The following is a 17,851-nucleotide window of genomic DNA, read 5'->3' on the forward strand; positions in this document are numbered from 1 at the left end:
GGCTCACGATATCCTATCGCGGCCTTGGACCAACAAAACGGCTTTCAGTTTCAAGAATAAGTGATGGATCTGTTTCGGACTCCGCATAGAAACGGATGGTGTTATTGGTGTCCGGGATAGATTCGGGCGGAACATCCACGACGGTCGGCAGTGAGCGGATTTCGGAGCTGGCAACTGTGACGTTGGTTGTTGTCAGAATCCGGATGCCTTCAAGCCCCTCAACCGACAGGTTGAAGGTCTGGGGAACTTCCGACATGTTCTGGATTTTTATCGTGTACGAGTTCTCAACGTGGCCTTCGCCGTTGAAGCTGAAAAGCGCGCCACGGTCACGCAGTACGTCCATTTTGGCCGGTACCCGCGTGACCAGAGTGAAAATAATCGCTCCGATCATCAGGGTCAGAACCGCACCGTAGCCAAAGGTCCTTGGCCGCAGAAGCTTCGAGGTCTTGCCTTCCAGCTCGTTCTCGGTGGTGTATCGGATCAGGCCTTTGGGGTAATCCATTTTTTCCATGACTTCATCGCAGGCGTCGATACACAGCGCGCAGCCAATGCATTCATACTGCAAGCCATCGCGGATATCGATACCTGTGGGGCATACCTGCACGCACTGGCCGCAGTCAATGCAGTCACCCAGGCCGACGTCTGCGGGATTGACGCTTTTCTTGCGGCCACCACGGGGCTCACCCCGGTTTGGGTCATAGGAGACAATCCGGGTGTTCGGGTCGAACATGACAGACTGGAAACGGGCATACGGGCACATGTACAGGCAAACCTGCTCGCGCATCCAGCCTGCGTTCAGGTAGGTGGCGACAGTGAAGAACGCCACCCAGAAATAGGCCCACCCGTTGGCCTGAAGGGTGAACAGGTCAATGATCAGTTCCCGGATCGGGTAGAAGTAGCCGACAAATGTCAGGCCCGTCGCCAGTGCCACGAAAAGCCACAAGCCGTGCTTGATGGATTTCTTGGTTATTTTTTCCGGTGAGTTGGGGGCTTTGTCCAGCTTCATGCGCTTGTTGCGGCTGCCCTCAACTTTCTCCTCAATCCACATGAAGATGAAGGTCCAGACAGTCTGGGGGCAGGTATAGCCGCACCAGACCCGGCCAAACAGGGTGGTAATGAAGAACAGGCCAAAGGCACAGATAATCAGCATGCCCGAGAGCAGGAAGAAGTCTTTGGGGAAGAAGGTGACGCCATACAGGTGGAATTCCCGTGCCGGCAGATCAAAGTGAATCAGCGGCTGGCCATCGAGTGTCAGCCAGACAAACAGAAAGTACATGCCCATGAGCAGCGTCAGGCTGACGTTGCGGATCTTCTGGAACGTGCCTTTCACTTCCTTGACGTAAATCTTCTTACGGCTGGCGTAGAGATCGACGGTTTCCGGCTGGTCTTTTTTATTGGGGGGCTCGGAGGAAGGGTCTACCTGGGTGACCGGAATTTCATTGCTCATGGGTATCTCCCGAAAGGTGTCGTGCTGGGAGCGGGCCTCGAGGGTCAGCTGATCTTCTCAAGCCTGCACCCGCGGGGCAGGTGCAGGGTTGAGAAGACCGGGCCGGGATATTCCCGGCCGGTCTGGCTCAGTTTGACAGGCTGTAAACGTAGGCTGCCAGGATCTGGATCTGATCGTCTGTCAGACGGCCTTCCTGAGCTGGCATCTCGTTCTGGCGACCGTGTTCGACGGTCTCCCGGATCCACTCGTAGGTAGAGCCGTACAGCCAGATGTTGTCGGTCAGGTTGGGCGCACCCATTGCGGTCATGCCGGTGCCATCTGCACCGTGACAAGCCGCACAGGCTTGCTGGTAAACAGCTTCACCCGCTTTTGCAGCCTCGGCATCCCGCTCACGACCACTGTAGCTCAGTACAAAGTTGACAACCTGATCAACCTGTTGGCTGGTCATGTTGGGCATAACGCCTTTGGCAGGCATGTTACCCTGGCGACCTTTGGCGATGCTGTGCCAGATTTGCTCGGGTTCACCGCCCCACAGCCAGTCGTCGTCGGTCAGGTTGGGGAAGCCCACCTGGCCGCGAGCGGCAGTACCGTGGCACACCGAACAGTTGTTGGCATACAAGCGCTGGCCAATTTTCATGGCATCTTCGTTCTGCGCCAGCTCCGGGATCGGGGTGTCGCCAAACTGGGCGTAGATTTCACCATACCTGGCATCGGCTTTGGCCACTTCCGCTTCCCACTGGTTGGCAGAGGTCCAGCCCAGAATGCCCTTGAAGTTACCCAGGCCCGGATAGAGAGCCAGGTATCCCAGTGCAAACACACAGGTTGCGATGAACAGGTAAAACCACCACTTTGGCAGCGGGTTGTCGTATTCCTCGATGCCATCGAAGGAATGGCCCATTGTGCGGTCGGTTTCGGTATCGGTCGTCTGGCTTTTGCGGGTGGCCCAAAGCAGCCACCAGCAGCCGAAGATGGTACCGAGCACGATCACGCTGATCCAGATGCTCCAGAAGGTACTCATTGTTTCTTCTCCGTTTTTTCCTGTTCGAGCGTACGCTTGGCTACTTCATCGTCGTCATCGGAGAAGGGTAGCTTTGAGGCTTCCTCATTCGCCTTCTTTCGGTGGGCGCTGAACGCCCACCAAATGATGCCGAGAAAAATCGCCATGATGACCAGCGAGTGTATGCCGCGTAACTCATTAATATCCATGGGATCACCGTTTGTCTGAAATCACAGTACCCAGCTGTTGCAGGTATGCGACCAGTGCTTCGATTTCAAACTTGCCTTCGATGTCTGAGGCAGCACTTGCTACCTGCTCGTCGGTATAAGGCACGCCGAGGGTCTGCAGTGTTCTCATTCGGGCTTCGATGGTGGTGTGCTTCACACGGTTATCAAACAGCCAGGGGAAAGCCGGCATGTTGGACTCAGGCACCACGCTGCGCGGATCGTACAGGTGCTGGCGCTGCCAGGCATCGGAGTAACGACCACCCACGCGGGCCAGGTCAGGGCCGGTGCGCTTGGATCCCCACAGGAACGGGCGGTCATAAACGAACTCGCCCGCCACGGAGTAGTGGCCATAACGCTCGGTTTCCGCCCGGAACGGGCGAATCTGCTGGGTATGGCACACGTGGCAGCCCTCGCGGATGTAGATGTCCCGGCCTTCCAGTTCCAGTGCGGACAGCGGTTCCAGACCATCAACGGGCTGGTTCACGTCCTTCTGGAAGAACAGGGGCACTACTTCGGCCAGAAAGCCGCCGCTGATGACCACCACAATCAGGACGATCATCAGGCCAAGGTTCTTTTCTACTATTTCGTGTCTCATCTGGTCTCTCCCCTTACGCCGCTTGAACGGCAGCGTTGTCCTGTGCTGCGGCTTCTTTCTGGCGTACGGTCATGTACACGTTGTAAGCCATGATCAGCATGCCGGTCAGGAAGATGGCGCCACCAATAAACCGGACGAAATAGCCGGGGTAGGACGCTTCCAGAGATTCAACGAAGCTGTAGGTCAGAGTGCCGTCTTCGTTAACTGCGCGCCACATCAGGCCCTGCATGATACCGTTAACCCACATGGCAACGATGTACAGGACGGTACCAACAGTAGCCAGCCAGAAGTGAACGTTGATCAGCGCACTGCTGTACATGGCTTGCAGGCCCCACAGTTTCGGGACCAGGTGGTAGACCGCACCGATACTGATCATGGCTACCCAGCCCAGGGCACCGGAGTGCACGTGGCCGATGGTCCAGTCAGTGTTGTGGGACAGTGCGTTAACGGTCTTGATGGACATCATCGGGCCTTCGAAGGTCGACATGCCGTAGAAGGACAGGGAGACCACCAGGAAGCGCAGAATCGGATCGGTACGCAGTTTGTGCCAGGCACCAGACAGGGTCATCATGCCGTTGATCATGCCGCCCCAGGACGGAGCCAGCAGGATCAGAGACATGACCATGCCTGCAGTCTGTGCCCAGTCAGGCAGCGCAGAGTAGTGCAGGTGGTGGCCGCCGGCCCACACGTAGGTGGTGATCAGCGCCCAGAAGTGCACGATCGACAAGCGGTAGGAGTAAACCGGACGGTTTGCCTGCTTGGGTACGAAATAGTACATCATGCCCAGGAAGCCGGCGGTCAGGAAGAAGCCAACGGCGTTGTGGCCGTACCACCATTGCATCATGGCGTCAGTGACACCCGCGTACGCCGAGTAGGATTTCCAGGCGGTAGCTGGCAGGGCCATGTTGTTACCGATGTGCAGAACTGCCACGGTAATGATGAATGCGCCGTAGAACCAGTTGGCCACATAGATGTGCGGTGTGCTGCGCTTCATCACGGTACCGAAGAATACCAGCGCGTAGGTTACCCACACGATGGCAATGGCGATATCAATCGGCCATTCCAGCTCTGCGTATTCCTTGGAAGAGGTGATGCCCAGTGGCAAGGTAATGGCGGCCGATACAATGATCGCCTGCCAGCCCCAGAATGTGAACGCTGCCATACCATCGGAGAACAGGCGGGCCTGACAGGTCCGCTGTACAACGTAGTAAGAGGTAGCAAACAGGGCACTTCCACCAAAGCCGAAGATGACGGCGTTGGTGTGCAGCGGCCGCAGGCGACCGAAGTGAGTCCAGGGCAGATCGAGGTTGAGGGATGGCCAAACCAGCTGTGCTGCAATCAGCACACCCAGAGCCATGCCTACAATACCCCATACCACTGTCATGATGGCGAATTGTCTCACCACCTTGTAGTTGTATGTCAGGTTTGCATTTACTGTGCTCATAGCCTTACCAATGGGTTTAGGATGGGGAAATATGCGGGCGCAAGTATGGAGAAACCATTAGGCCTTTGCAATGATTCAGGTCAACTCCTGACATTCGTCAAATCCGCTGGAATCAGCAGTTTGGCCAACAGTTTGCAAGACTTGAACCGCGTTACAAAAGCACCTTGAAGGTTTCTGCTCGGTTGCTAATGATACCCCCTGACAGCGAGGAGTTGAATGTTGTGAACCGGATTAAGACCAAAGGCTACGGTAAAGGGGTCAAAAGAGTCATGTTGCTGGCCCATGGGGCCGGCGCGCCCATGGACTCCCCTTTTATGGAGCAACTATCTGAAGCTTTGGATCGGCAGGGGATTGCAACGGTCAGGTTTGAGTTTCCGTATATGGTTCGGCGGCGGGAAGACGGCCGCAAGCGGCCACCGGACCGAATGCCTGTGTTGCTGGATTCATTCCAGGCCGAAGTGGCGCGGGTGCGAGATGAGGTGGGTGAAGATTGCCAGGTGCTGGTTGGAGGGAAGTCGATGGGTGGTCGGGTTGCCTCAATGCTGGCCAGTGACCATGCTACGGATATTTCCGGGGTTATCTGCTATGGCTACCCATTCCATCCCCCGGGCAAGCCCGATCGTTGGCGTATTGATCACTTTTCGACCGTTGGCTGCCCGATGATGATTGTACAGGGAACCCGGGACCCTTTCGGCAAGCCGGAGGAGGTAGCGGCCCAGGGCGAGATGCCGGGGCTTGCCCGGCTGTGCTGGCTGGATGGCGGAAACCATGACTTTCAGACGCCGGCAAGGCATCCGGACAGCCAGGCAACCCTTATCGAGCGGGCGGCTGGCGAAACCGGCCGATTTGTTCAGGAGTTGCTGGCGGGCTCGGAGCTGCGTTGAGCAAGGGTGGTTGCGTCCCGGCCGGCGGCTTTGGAGGCGTAGAGGGCTTCATCGGCGCGTCGGAACAGGCTGTCTGGCTGCTCTTCGACGCCCAGTTCCGCGATGCCGGCGCTAACGGTGAGGCTGATGGCTGTACCATCGGGAGCGGTAATGCGAGAGTCCCGCACCGCCTCAAGAATGTCCTGGCACAATTTGGAGGCGCCGGTGGCGTCTGTACCCGGTAGCAGCAGGGCAAATTCCTCGCCACCAAAACGGACCGCGACATCCCGTGGTCGCTTGATCTGGTTCTTCAGGCAGGTGGCGATGTGCCTGAGGCATTGGTCACCGAAATCGTGGCCCCAGCTGTCGTTAATCCGCTTGAAATGATCGGCATCAACCAGCGCCAGCGACAATGGCTGGCCGGTTCGACGAGCTTCACGGCAGAGTTCCGGTAACAGGTTATCCATATGCCGGCGGTTGTGCAGTCCGGTCAGGGCATCGTTCAGGCTGAGGGACGCCAGTTTCCGGTTCGCCTGCTCAAGTTCCCGCATGGTATTGCGCAGTTGTGCGGTGCGCTCGTGAACCTTGAACTCCAGCTCTGTGCGTGCCTGGTGCTCAATATCCAGCAACTTCTGATTCAGCAGGCGCCAGCGTTGCACCATGGCATAGTTCAGCAGGATAACCTGACCCCCGACAGCCGCTTGCATCATGACCTCGCGGGCCAGGTAGTCGCCCAGGTAGCCGAAGGCCGCCAGGGCATAGGCCAGGGCACCGACCACCATGATCATCCAGGCAGCGATGTACCAGAAGGCGGGCAGATAGCCCTGGCGCCAGCGGATAGTCGCAATGACCGACAACGCGGCAATCACCACCAGCGCATGGGCTGTGTTGAGCAGGATGGCTTTGGAGTAGGGTAGCAGGAAGGTCAGGGCCAGGAAGCCCACAGCAGACCAGACCAGCCCCCGGAGCACGGATTCTGAAATCGTGCCGGCACTGACATCAAGAAATGACCAGCCAAACAGTGCCATGGCGGCTGAACAGATGACCAGGGTGAGTGGGATCGACAGGTTCGCCAGCTGTGCACTCTCGGGCCAGAAATACTGATTCGCGAAGCCGCCCATGGCAAACAGAAACATCGCCATGGAGCTGATATAGAAAGCGTTATAGAAGTAGTACCGGGTGCCGGAGCTGAAGAATAGCAGCAGGTTAAAGGCGGCCAGAATCAGCAGCGCCCCGTAGAACAGGCCGTGGATCAAGGTCAGGTGATTGCTTTCCGCAATGACCTCTTCCGGTGTCATCAGGGCCAGGGGCACATTCAGCGCCCCGCTGCTGTGAACCCGAATGGTAATGGTGCGCCGTTCGGACGGATCCAGCGTGACCGGTAACAGGTAATAACGGTAATCTATACCCCGGGTGGCAAACGGCAGTGAATCACCTGTGGCCAGTGGTGGTGCGGCCTCGGTGACGACATCCGGGCTGCCTGGCTGATGGCGGTGCTGCCAGAAGGTGATTTCGTCCAGCAGCGGGTAGTTAAGTTTCAGATACCAGAGCGCTCGGTTGGCGCCCGAGTTGTGGACGGTCAGTTGTATCCAGTAGACGGCGTCTGTATGGCTGAACACCAGGTCATGGCCGTTGGCGGGTGTCCAGGGCATATCCGCCGGCAGTTCTGATGCGCTCTGAGCGGCGTGGGCTGGCTCGCCGGGGCGGGCGGAATGGAAGCACAAGTGATGATTAATTGCGCTCCGGGCTTCGGGGTTGGTCGCCTGTAGGATCGGACATGGTTCCGCCGCCATGCTGTAACCGGGCATAATGCCGGCAAAGGCCAGCAGGCCAAGCATCAGCAGGGCGCAGAATCGAGGCGTCATCAACGAAATCCCATGTCGAATGAAGGCGGAAGTGTAGCCAGCGTAAACAAATCCTGCTGTTAAACAGGTTCAAGTTTCTTGTTTGTCAGGGTGTCAGATTCCTGACAATTTTGAATGAAAAGGTGATAGATGCAACAGGTTATGCTGGTGTGCCGCCCGGGATTCGAAGCCGAGGCGGGCCAGGAAGTGACGGATCAGGCAGCCCTTAAAGGCGTGTTTGGTTACTTTCAGCCGGTCAGGAATAGCGGGCTGGTTCGGTTTACCATTGGCAGTGAGGAAAGCCCGGAGGAACTGATGGGCCGCCTGCCGTTGGACGAACTGGTATTTGTCCGGGATTGGTTCGTTATCCTGGGCGATTGCGCGTTGCCAGTACAGGATCGGGTTGGAGCCGTTGTCGGTTTTCTGCGAGATCAGGATTGGAATGGTAGTGGCTGTGCAAGGGTAGAGGTGCGTTTACCGGAGAACAACGAGGACCGGGACCTGGGCAACTTTTCCCGAAAATGGGTAGCGCCGTTATCCAAGGGCCTGCGGGGCGCGGGATTGCTTCAGGAAACGGCGGATGCAAAAACCGGAAAACGGCTGGAAATACTGCTGGCAGACTTTGGCACGGCTGTGATTGGGTACAGCCTCGCTGGTAACCGGTCGCCGTTCCCGGGGGGCGTGCCGCGGCTCAGATTACCCGCCTCGGCCCCCAGCCGCTCTGCGCTCAAACTCGAGGAAGCCTGGAAGGTATTTCTGCCGGAGGATCGCTGGCTCGACTACCTTGGTGGTGGCAGGAAAGCCGTCGATCTGGGAGCCGCGCCCGGCGGTTGGACCTGGCAACTGGTGAACCAGGGTATGATGGTGACGGCTGTTGATAATGGCCCGATGAATCCGGATTTGATGGCCAGTGGGCATGTTGAGCACATTGAGGCGGATGGTTATGCCTGGCGCCCGAAGCGGGCGGTCGACTGGATGGTTTGCGACATAGTCGATAAGCCGCGACGCACCGCCCGGATGGCAGTGGACTGGCTGGCAGACAGGCTTTGCCGTTACACGGTATTCAACCTGAAGTTACCGATGAAGAAGCGCTACGACGAATGGCTGGTATGCCAGGACATCCTGGTGCGTGGTCTTGAGGAGGCGGGCCTGACTTGCCATGTACGGGCCCGCCACCTTTATCATGATCGAGAGGAAATCACCTGTTTTATCGAGCGCCTGGACTAAGCCGGAGTGGCTCAGGGCATAGGGCTTTGCTCAAGAACCGTGATGATTTCATCGCGGTCCATCATGGGCACCAGTTCTGCCATCAGCTCGCGCCGCTCCCGGGAATGGTACCAGCGATCCCAGTCAGCTTCAGAGCGCCAGTTGGCAAGGGTGATACGGTGGTTCGGGTCATGGCTGTCGACCAGCGTCTCACCTGAAATAAAACCGGGTGTACTAACGGCCTGCTGCAGTACCAAACGTGAACGCTCCTCGTAGGCGGTTTCCAGAGACTCTGCGATGTGTCGTTCAATCAAAACCCGAATCATGCAATTGGTCCTTTATTTTCGTTGCTGTAAACAATAATTTAGCACCGGATTCTGAAAATCACGAGAACTGGAGGTGGCTGTTGTGACAACCCTGGAGTTTCAAGCCGAGCTGGACGCTCGAGGGCTGTTCTGCCCGGAACCGGTAATGATGCTGCACACCCGGATCAACGATGTTGGCGTGGGGGAAGTGTTGCGCGTTGTAGCGACCGATCCTTCAACAACCCGGGATATACCCCGTTTTTGTCAGTTCCTGGGCCATGAGCTGCTGAGCCAACAGGAACTGGAAGGGGAATTCCATTTCCTGATTCGCCGTTGTGAGAGCTGAGCACACCGCTCAGCTCTCCCGGGCCACCTTGCCAAGATGGTCAAGGAACTGCCTACGGTTCATTTCCCCGAGCACCCGTGCTTCCTGTAGCTCTTCGCCGTTGGTTCGATAGAACAGAATTGCCGGCGGACCAAACAGCCCGAGTTCATCCAGCAGGGCCTGTTGGTCACGGGTGTTGTCGGTCATGTCGATTTGCAACAGGGTGTAGGGTGCTAACGCCTGGATCACGTCCTGGTCGCTGAACACGTTCCGCTCCATGATTTTGCACGACACGCACCAATCCGCGTAGAAGTCGAGCACAACAGGTTGCTGGTTGGCGCGGGCATCGGCCAGCATTGCGCGAATCTGTTGCGGATCTTCGACCCGCTGGAAGTCTGCATGGCTGGCGCCGCCGCCCTGAACCTGGCCGGCAGATGCGGTAAACGGTGCCAGCGGCCGCAGCGGATCATTGGCGCCGCTGAACGCCCCTGCCAGGAGCGCCAGGCCATAGGCGAACATTACCAGGCCCAGGCCCTTGCGTGTGCGTTCCCAGCCAGCCCTGGCCGCATCAAAAGCACCCAACTGAACGCCTGTGATGGCGACCAGTAGCCCCCACATGGTCAGGCCTGCCCAGGCTGGTACCATCCGCTCGATAAGCCAGATGGCAACGGCAAGCAGCATGACGCCGTAAAAATGTTTGACGGTCGTCATCCAGTGGCCTGAGGTAGGCAGCAGCTTGCGACCGCCGACGGCCACAAGAATCAGTGGCACACCCATGCCAAGCCCAAGTGCAAGCAGGGCAACGCCACCTATGACGGCGTCCTGGGTGGTAGAGATGTAAAGCAGGCTACCGGCCAGAGGCGCAGAGACACAGGGCGAGACAATCAGTGCCGACAATGAACCAATGCCGAAGATACTGATCACCCGGGTGCCGGTCAGCTTCTGGCTGGCATCGTTCAGCGGCTCGCGGATAAACTTGGGTAGCTGAATCTCAAACAGGTCAAACATCGCCAGGGCAAACACCACAAACAGTGCCGCAAAAACACCGAGTACGAGGGGCGACTGGAGTTGTGCCTGCAGGTTGAAACTGGCGCCCAGCAGGCCGGTAATCACCCCAGCGGCGGCGTAGGTAAGCGCCATGCCCAGCACGTAGCTTCCGGAAAGAAGGAGAGCATGGCCTGTCGTGCGGGTGTTGTGGCCTGAGACCATAGTGGAAATAATCGGCACCATGGGCAACACGCACGGGGTGAAGGTCAGCCCCAGCCCCAGCAGGAAGAATACCCCGGCGATCATCCAGATCGACTGGCTGGACAGGAATCCGGCCAGGCCGGTTGCCGAAGAAGTGTTATCTGTCGTGTTGAATGCTCCGCTGCTGGAGCCGCTGCCTGAAGCGGGTGAGGAACGACTGCCCTGGCTATCACCTTTACCCGGATAGTACAGAACGTCCCGCGTCTGCGGCGGATAACACAGACCCGCCTTTGCGCAGCCCTGGTAGGTCACTTGCAGTTCCGCTTCCTGTATACCCTCGGGAAGGATGACCGGCACCCGGGCCTCGACCGGATCGAAGAACACCATCATCTCGCCGAAGTATTCGTCTTCGGTCAGGGTGCCGGGCAGGGAGAACTCGGGCTCGCCAATGCTGACGCCTTCAGTGACCGGAGTAATCTGTATACGGCTTTTGTAGAGATAGTGTTCCGGGGCAATATTCCAGGACAGGACAACGCTGTCGCCTTCCGTGCTGTGGTTGAAGGGCAGCGCCTCGTCTACGGGCAGGAAGCCGTTGTTGCCGCCACCAAACAGGGAGCTTCCTGAGTTGCCAAAGGCCAGGGCGGAGGCCGGAAGCAGGGTAAACAGCAGTGCCAGCAAGGCCACGAGCTGGGAGACCGGGCGGCGCAATCGTTGATGGGAGTCCGGAATAGCTGTCATGAATTCTTCGTTATCCTGGGTGTTTCCAATGGGGGCGGTATCGCGGCTCGTCGCCTTGCTGCCAGTGACATCATTGCCATGGCAAAGTTCCCTCTGGTATTGCCTGCATTAAAGTCGCACAATAGCCAACCGATGAATCACAATCCAGACGATCTTATCATGCTGTTCAACGACCTGTTCCGGGAATCCTTCCGGACCATTCTGGTCAGGGGCAGTGACGAACCGGAGTACCTGCCTGCCAGCGAGCCAGACGGACTTGCCCGGGTAGTGTTTGCCCACGGTTTTTTTGCCAGTGCCCTCCACGAGATTGCCCATTGGTGTATAGCCGGTGAGCATCGGCGCACATTGCACGATTACGGATACTGGTATTGTCCGGATGGTCGCAGCCTGGAACAACAGCAGGCGTTTGAGCAGGTGGAGGTCAAGCCTCAGGCCGTTGAATGGCTGTTTTCCCTGGCCGCCGGCTCTCGCTTTCATATCAGCGTTGATAACCTTGCCGGCAGCGGCGCGGCCAATGAGCAAGGCTTCCGCCAGAATGTGCGCCTGCAGGCCTCCCGGTATCTGGCTCATGGCCTGCCATCAAGGGCTCAGCAATTTTTCGATACACTCAAGTCTTTCTACGGGACTGCCGACAGGGTCCAGCATCACTGGAACCAGGACAAGCGCCGTTTGGCGCCCATGGCAACCGAACACGACCAATCAAGGATAACAGAACCTCTATGACAGCTGACCTAAAACCTACCGGCGATTTACGCTTCAGCGATCTTAACCTGGACAAGCGTCTGCTGGATGCCATCAGTAAAATCGGATTTGAATACTGCACGCCCATTCAGGCCGAAACCCTGCCCTGGACCTTGGCTTGCGAAGACCTGATCGGCCAGGCCCAGACCGGTACCGGTAAAACGGCAGCCTTCCTGATTACTGCGATACAGACTCTGCTGGAAACACCGGTGGATGAAAAAGACCGGTTTGCCTCTGAGCCCAGAGTGCTTGCCCTGGCTCCAACCCGTGAATTGGCGATGCAGATTGCCAAGGACGCAGAGCAGCTGTGCCAGTACACCGGCCACAATGTGGTCACCGTGGTGGGCGGTATGAACTACGACAAGCAGCGTGAGCAGTTGCAGAACGAGATTGTCGACATTCTGGTGGCAACCCCGGGCCGGTTGATCGACTTCCTGGGCTCCCAGGACGTGTTTCTGGACCAGATCGACATCCTGATTCTGGATGAAGCAGACCGTATGCTGGATATGGGGTTCATCCCCGACGTCAAACGTATTATCCGCAAGTGCACTGGCAAAGAAGATCGCCAAACCCTGCTGTTCAGCGCCACCTTCAACCAGGACGTTCTGAACCTGGCGTCCATGTGGACCCAAAACGCAGAGTTTGTTGAGATCGAGCCGGAGCAGAAAACCGCCGAACGGGTAGAACAGACCGTGTATCTGGTGTCTGACGACGACAAACTGCCTGTGCTGGTGAACTACCTCAAACGTCCGGAAGTTGAGAAAGCCATTGTGTTTGCCAATCGTCGTGACCAGTGCCGGGATCTTGAGGAGGATCTGAAGAATCAGGGCGTGAAAGTGTCCCTGATGTCTGGTGAGATCGCCCAGAACAAACGGTTGAAAACCCTGGATCAGTTCAAAAAGGGGCAGATCCAGGTGCTGGTGGCTACCGATGTGGCAGGCCGGGGCATTCACGTGAATGGCGTTACCCACGTATTCAACTACAACCTGCCTGAGAACGCCGAAGATTACGTACACCGGATTGGTCGTACCGGACGCGCAGGCAAGACCGGTGTTTCCGTCAGCTTTGCCGGAGAAGACGACTCTTTTGCCTTACCGGAGATCGAGAAGTACATTAGCCAGAAGCTGAAAACCGCGGTGCCAGACGAAGACTTGATGGTCACCATGGATAACCCGCCGATCACTCGCAAGCGCGGTGGTCGCCGCCCCCAGAGTGGCCGCGGGCCGGCAGGGCGGGGCGGTTCGCGGCCCCGGCGCAACTGAGTCGCGTTGGTGTAGGGCGATTTAGGGTAATGGAGACCAGGTCATGCTGATCGTTGCGGACGAGAACATTCCTTTACTGGACGCGTTCTTCGGTGATATTGGAGAAATACGCCGGGTTACAGGGCGAACGCTGAGCCGTGAGCAGGTGCAGGATGCGGATATCCTGCTGGTTCGTTCGGTGACCCGTGTTAACCGGGAGTTGCTGGAAGGCAGCCGGGTTCGTTTTGTGGGTACTGCGACCATTGGCACGGACCATATTGACCTGGAGTGGTTGCAGGCTCAGGGCATCGGCTTTGCCGCCGCCCCCGGATGCAACGCCAGCAGTGTGGCTGAGTATGTGTTGTCGGTGGTATCGCTGTATGCTGAACGACGGGGGCTGGACGATTGGACATCCCTGACGGTTGGTATCGTTGGCGTTGGTAATGTCGGTGGCCAGCTGGCTCAATGCCTGGAGCGCCTCGGTTTTGAGGTGCGCCTGTGTGACCCGCCGAGGCAGGAACGGGAACCCGGGGCTGAGCCGCCCTTTGTCAGTCTCGCTGAGGCGCTGGAGTGTGACGTGGTTACCCTGCATACGCCATTAACCCGCCATCAGCCCCATGCCACCTGGCACATGGTGTCAGACCCGGAACTGGCTTTGATCGGCGCCGATCAGCTGCTGATCAACGGTGGCAGGGGAGAGGTGGTTGATACCGAGGCTTTGATGCGCCGGCTGGAGCAAGCCGATGCACCGCTGGTGGCCCTGGATGTCTGGGAGCACGAGCCCGGGATAAGTCCTGATCTTGTGGACAAGGTATGGATGGCGACGCCCCATGTTGCTGGCTATAGCCTGGAAGGCAAGATGCAGGGCACGGAAATGGTTTATCGGGCGCTGTGTCAGTTCCTGGGACTGCCCATACGCAAGAAAGCAGGCCAGTTTTTACCTGAACCAGCGGTCAGCAAAGTCTCGTTTACCAGTTCCGCCGAGGAAGATGAGGCCATTCGTACGGCACTGCGGGTCTGTTATGACCCAAGGCGGGATGATGCCAGGCTGAGACTGGCTATGCGGGGAAATCCGGAGCAACGGGCTGTGGCGTTTGACCGCCTGCGCCGGGACTATCCGGTGCGCCGGGAGTGCTCCAGCCTGAAGGTTCAACTCAAAGGGACCAGTAAATCGCTCCAGGACGGTTTCCGTGCGCTGGGCTGCAAACTCAAGATCTGATCAACATTACCTGATTGCACATGCAAAGGGGGCGCCGATAGCGCCCCCTTTTGTTTTCTGTCAAACCCTGGCGTTCTGCAGAGCTGCGATGCGATCTTCCAGTGGTGGGTGAGTCATGAACAAGGCTGCCAGGCCGGCCCGGGCGCCGCGATTAATGCCGAAGGCCTGGAGGGTATCGGGCATTTGATCCGGCACTTCACTTTCCTGCTTCAGGCGAGCCAGCGCGCTGATCATCGCTCCGGTACCGGCAAGCTGAGCTCCAGCGATGTCAGCCCGGAATTCCCGGCGACGGGAGAACCAGAACACAATGGTGCTGGCCAGTATGCCAAGGACAATCTCGGCTGCGATGCTGACCACGAAAAAGCCAATGCCATGGCCGTTTTCGTTCTTGAACACCACCCGGTCGACAAAGGAGCCGATGACCCGGGACGCGAAAATCACAAAGGTGTTCACCACACCCTGAATCAGCGCAAGCGTGACCATATCACCATTGGCCACATGGCCAATCTCATGGCCCAGTACGGCCCGGATTTCATCCTTGTTGAAGCGGTGCAGCAGCCCCTCACTGACGGCCACCAGTGAGTCGTTCTTGTTCCAGCCGGTGGCAAAAGCGTTGGATTGGGAGGCCGGGAAAATCGCCACCTCGGGCATGCCAATGCCCGCTTTCTTTGACAGCTCTGCCACGGTGTCCACCAGCCAGCGTTCGGCCGGGGTTCTGGGCGAGTCGATAACCCGGGCCTTGGTACTCCACTTGGCCATGGGTTTGGAAATCAGCAGCGAGACGATGGCACCCGCAAAGCCGAATACGGCTGCAAACGCCAGGAGCGAGCCGTAATTGATGCCCTGTTGGGCCAGATAGCTGTCAACGCCCAGCAGGCGCAAGGTAAAACTTGCGACCAGGATGACCGCCAGGTTGGTGGCCAGAAACAACAAAATCCGCATAGTCTATTCCCGTGTTAACGATCCCTGAAACTGGTTGCCTGTCTGACCGATATATGTGGTCCGGGTTCACTCCTTCAAGAGCCTTACCTGGATTTAATGCACGCTCCCCGCGCCGGTATCAATGAAGAAGGACGACTGAACGGCCAGGCTGATTCGGCTGGAACTGCCACTCTTGAGGGCCGATCTCAGCAGGTGGATATAGGTTGATAAATCCTTTTGTACGGAGGGAGGCAGTTCCGCTTCAGCGCTGGAGGCATTAAGCTCCCGTATCAACGCCTGGGGCGCCGGGGCACTGAGGCGCACAAACGCCTCGCGGGTCAGAACAGCCTGGTCCAGGGCTTCCTGCCGAATGGTGTCGACGTAGCGCAACAGGCCTTCCTCTGAAAGCCACAGGAGCGCTCCAAAGCAGGCCATGTGCCGTTTACTGTGCAGTCCGAATTCATCCGGCTCGTCTGGCCCGGCGATGTCTTCCACGAACAGGTTGATCCTTCTCGGGAACGCGGCATAAAGCTGGATCAGCGCAATAGCGACGTCCTTGTAGAACTCCTCGACATGTATGTCGGCCATATCAGCTCCGGTTACTGGCGGTAATGCTCCAGGAAATTGCCCAGGCGGCCCATGGCGTCTGCCAGGGTATCTTCCCGGGGCAGGAAAACGACGCGCAGATGCTGTTTGTCATCAATGTTGAAGGCGGAGCCCTGAACCAGCAGGATTTTCTCCTGCAGCAGCAAGTCGAGCACCAGCTTTTCATCGTTGACCACCGGGAAGTGCTTCGGGTCCAGTCTCGGGAACAGGTACAGGGCACCCTGGGGTTTGACACAGCTGACGCCGGGAATGTCGTTGAGCATGCGCCAGGCGGTTTCCCTCTGCTCATAAAGCCGGCCGCCGGGTGCCACCAGGTCGTTGATGGACTGATAGCCACCCAGAGACGTCTGGATGGCCAGCTGTGCCGGAACGTTGGCACACAGGCGCATGTTGGAAAGCATTTCGATGCCTTCGATCAGGTCTCGGGCGCGATGTTTGGCACCACTGATAATCATCCAGCCAGAGCGGTAGCCGGCGGCCCGGTAGTTCTTCGACAGCCCGTTGTAGGTGAAGAACAGCACGTCGTCGGCCAGGGAGGCAACGGAGGTGTGCTGGGTGCCGTCATACAGGATCTTGTCGTAGATCTCGTCTGACAGGATGATCAGGTTGTGCTGCCTGGCCAGTTCGATGACCTGCTGCAACAACTCTTCCGAATACACCGCACCGGTGGGGTTGTTGGGGTTGATCAGCACAATGGCCCGGGTACGGCGGGTGATCTTTTTCTTGATGTCATCAATGTCCGGGAACCAGCCCTGTTGTTCATCGCACCGGTAGTGCACCGGCTTGCCGCTGGAGAGGGTAACGGCAGCGGTCCAGAGCGGGTAATCCGGTGCCGGAATCAGCACTTCATCGCCGGTGTTCAGCAGTGCCTGCATGGACATGACGATCAGCTCACTGACGCCGTTGCCCAGGAAAATGTCGTCGATGTCGACCTTGGCGATACCCCGTTGCTGGCAGTAATGCATCACGGCTTTTCGGGCAGAGAACAGACCCTTGGACTCCACGTATCCCTGGGCCTGGTGCATGTTGTAGATAACGTCTTGCTGGATCTCTTCCGGTACATCCAGCTCGAACGCCGCCGGGTTGCCAATGTTCAGCTTGAGAACCCGATGGCCCTCTTCTTCAAGGCGACGCGCCTCACGCAGAACCACGCCACGAATTTCATAGCACACATTGTCGAGCTTGGCGGATTTGAAATAGTTCTGCATGGGTCGCTGGCGTCCTTAACAAACAGTCTGAAAGAGGTACCGGTAAACGGAAGCATCCTATTCTAGCGGAGGGGAGCCCCGGGGCAACAGGGGCAAATGTGTTGAATTGTGGCCAAATACGGATAGTTTGCGGCGGTTTTTGAAAGTGAACTCTGGATCACTGGCCCATTAAGACTTTCCAGAGTGTGGCTTTGCCAAATTATATTGTGCACAATGTAATTTCACGAAAATCCTCGGCAGGAGTAAACGTATGTCTGGCGAATCCATTTACGATTTCAGTGTTCGTGACATTAAGGGCAATGAAGCCTCCATGGCGGATTACAAGGGAAAGGTCTTGCTGATTGTAAACACCGCTTCAAAGTGCGGCTTTACTCCGCAATTTGAGGGCTTGCAGGCATTGCATGAGCAGCTGGGCGACCAGGGCTTTGAGGTTCTGGGTTTTCCCTGTAACCAGTTCATGAACCAGGACCCCGCTAACGAGGATGCCATCAGTCAGTTCTGTTCACTGAACTATGGTGTCAGCTTTCCGATGTTTGCCAAGGTTGACGTGAACGGGGATGGCGCACATCCGCTGTTCCAGTTTTTGAAGAGGGAAGCCAGGGGCCTGATGGGGTCGGAAAAGGTGAAGTGGAACTTTACCAAGTTCCTGGTCAACCGCGACGGACAGGTAATCCGCCGTTACGCACCCACAGCGAAACCCGCTGACATTCGCGCTGATATCGAGAAGCTGCTCTGA

General features: G+C 57.6%; 18 protein-coding genes. 7 read left to right on the forward strand and 11 right to left on the reverse strand.

The features are described from left to right. Window positions 1-13 precede the first annotated feature (13 nt). From ccoG to ccoN, 5 genes are all read right to left on the reverse strand, one after another. Window positions 14-1,447: a cytochrome c oxidase accessory protein CcoG gene (gene ccoG / locus FIV08_RS08045; RefSeq protein WP_152437948.1), complete on the reverse strand. Its 1,434-nt coding sequence runs from the start codon at window positions 1,445-1,447 to the stop codon at window positions 14-16. 127 nt (window positions 1,448-1,574) lie between these two features. After that, window positions 1,575-2,465 carry a cytochrome-c oxidase, cbb3-type subunit III gene (ccoP, locus tag FIV08_RS08050; protein WP_152437949.1) on the reverse strand — a complete coding sequence of 297 codons (891 nt, stop codon included), beginning with the start codon at window positions 2,463-2,465 and terminating at the stop codon, window positions 1,575-1,577. Further along, window positions 2,462-2,653 (reverse strand): CcoQ/FixQ family Cbb3-type cytochrome c oxidase assembly chaperone, encoded by a 192-nt coding sequence (locus FIV08_RS08055; RefSeq protein WP_058089528.1) that lies wholly within the window; start codon window positions 2,651-2,653, stop codon window positions 2,462-2,464. The genes ccoP and FIV08_RS08055 overlap by 4 nt, the downstream gene beginning before the upstream one ends. Before the next feature lie 4 nt (window positions 2,654-2,657). Next, entirely contained in the window at window positions 2,658-3,266 is a 609-nt protein-coding gene (gene ccoO / locus FIV08_RS08060) for a cytochrome-c oxidase, cbb3-type subunit II (protein ID WP_058089529.1), read from the reverse strand. Between the two features lie 13 nt (window positions 3,267-3,279). Further along, complete coding sequence (ccoN, locus tag FIV08_RS08065) at window positions 3,280-4,710, reverse strand: cytochrome-c oxidase, cbb3-type subunit I (RefSeq protein WP_152437950.1); 1,431 nt, start codon at window positions 4,708-4,710, stop codon at window positions 3,280-3,282. A 221-nt stretch (window positions 4,711-4,931) separates the two neighbouring features. On the opposite strand from ccoN, the gene FIV08_RS08070 reads away from it, so the two are divergent. Further along, window positions 4,932-5,594 (forward strand): alpha/beta fold hydrolase, encoded by a 663-nt coding sequence (locus FIV08_RS08070; protein ID WP_228715512.1) that lies wholly within the window; start codon window positions 4,932-4,934, stop codon window positions 5,592-5,594. Here FIV08_RS08070 and FIV08_RS08075 read toward each other — a convergent pair. After that, entirely contained in the window at window positions 5,561-7,438 is a 1,878-nt protein-coding gene (locus FIV08_RS08075) for a sensor domain-containing diguanylate cyclase (RefSeq protein WP_152437951.1), read from the reverse strand. The two genes, FIV08_RS08070 and FIV08_RS08075, sit on opposite strands and share 34 nt — an antisense overlap. Window positions 7,439-7,567: 129 nt before the next feature. On the opposite strand from FIV08_RS08075, the gene rlmM reads away from it, so the two are divergent. Then, window positions 7,568-8,644 carry a 23S rRNA (cytidine(2498)-2'-O)-methyltransferase RlmM gene (gene rlmM, locus FIV08_RS08080; RefSeq protein WP_152437952.1) on the forward strand — a complete coding sequence of 359 codons (1,077 nt, stop codon included), beginning with the start codon at window positions 7,568-7,570 and terminating at the stop codon, window positions 8,642-8,644. 11 nt (window positions 8,645-8,655) lie between these two features. Here the strand turns inward: rlmM and FIV08_RS08085 are convergent, their stop codons facing one another. After that, window positions 8,656-8,949 carry an antibiotic biosynthesis monooxygenase family protein gene (locus FIV08_RS08085; RefSeq protein ID WP_058089532.1) on the reverse strand — a complete coding sequence of 98 codons (294 nt, stop codon included), beginning with the start codon at window positions 8,947-8,949 and terminating at the stop codon, window positions 8,656-8,658. 82 nt (window positions 8,950-9,031) lie between these two features. On the opposite strand from FIV08_RS08085, the gene tusA reads away from it, so the two are divergent. Next, window positions 9,032-9,274 (forward strand): sulfurtransferase TusA, encoded by a 243-nt coding sequence (tusA, locus tag FIV08_RS08090; protein WP_072677524.1) that lies wholly within the window; start codon window positions 9,032-9,034, stop codon window positions 9,272-9,274. Window positions 9,275-9,283: 9 nt separating this feature from the next. Here tusA and dsbD read toward each other — a convergent pair whose 3' ends face one another. After that, entirely contained in the window at window positions 9,284-11,179 is a 1,896-nt protein-coding gene (dsbD, locus tag FIV08_RS08095) for a protein-disulfide reductase DsbD (RefSeq protein WP_152437953.1), read from the reverse strand. Between dsbD and FIV08_RS08100 the strand changes: the two genes are divergently transcribed. From FIV08_RS08100 to pdxB, 3 genes are read left to right on the forward strand one after another with little or no spacing between them, the layout of a single operon-like run. After that, the gene (locus FIV08_RS08100; RefSeq protein WP_416376910.1) at window positions 11,156-11,902 is read left to right on the forward strand and encodes an elongation factor P hydroxylase; all 747 of its coding nucleotides are present in this window, start codon (window positions 11,156-11,158) and stop codon (window positions 11,900-11,902) included. The genes dsbD and FIV08_RS08100 overlap by 24 nt on opposite strands. Beyond that, window positions 11,899-13,182 (forward strand): DEAD/DEAH box helicase, encoded by a 1,284-nt coding sequence (locus FIV08_RS08105; protein ID WP_152437954.1) that lies wholly within the window; start codon window positions 11,899-11,901, stop codon window positions 13,180-13,182. The genes FIV08_RS08100 and FIV08_RS08105 overlap by 4 nt, the downstream gene beginning before the upstream one ends. Window positions 13,183-13,225: 43 nt before the next feature. Then, window positions 13,226-14,380, forward strand: a complete 1,155-nt coding sequence (pdxB, locus tag FIV08_RS08110; protein WP_152437955.1) for a 4-phosphoerythronate dehydrogenase PdxB — start codon at window positions 13,226-13,228, stop codon at window positions 14,378-14,380. A 60-nt stretch (window positions 14,381-14,440) separates the two neighbouring features. On the opposite strand, the gene htpX is transcribed toward pdxB, so the two are convergent. From htpX to FIV08_RS08125, 3 genes are all read right to left on the reverse strand, one after another. After that, complete coding sequence (htpX, locus tag FIV08_RS08115; RefSeq protein ID WP_072677521.1) at window positions 14,441-15,322, reverse strand: protease HtpX; 882 nt, start codon at window positions 15,320-15,322, stop codon at window positions 14,441-14,443. 93 nt (window positions 15,323-15,415) lie between these two features. After that, complete coding sequence (locus FIV08_RS08120; RefSeq protein ID WP_152437956.1) at window positions 15,416-15,889, reverse strand: hypothetical protein; 474 nt, start codon at window positions 15,887-15,889, stop codon at window positions 15,416-15,418. An 11-nt stretch (window positions 15,890-15,900) separates the two neighbouring features. Further along, window positions 15,901-17,115, reverse strand: a complete 1,215-nt coding sequence (locus tag FIV08_RS08125) for a pyridoxal phosphate-dependent aminotransferase (RefSeq protein WP_061330984.1) — start codon at window positions 17,113-17,115, stop codon at window positions 15,901-15,903. 250 nt (window positions 17,116-17,365) lie between these two features. Here FIV08_RS08125 and FIV08_RS08130 point away from each other — a divergent pair, with 250 nt between their 5' ends. Beyond that, window positions 17,366-17,851, forward strand: coding sequence for a glutathione peroxidase (locus tag FIV08_RS08130; RefSeq protein WP_152437957.1), 486 nt, complete (start codon window positions 17,366-17,368; stop codon window positions 17,849-17,851).

Source organism: Marinobacter sp. THAF197a (assembly GCF_009363275.1).
GTDB lineage: Bacteria > Pseudomonadota > Gammaproteobacteria > Pseudomonadales > Oleiphilaceae > Marinobacter.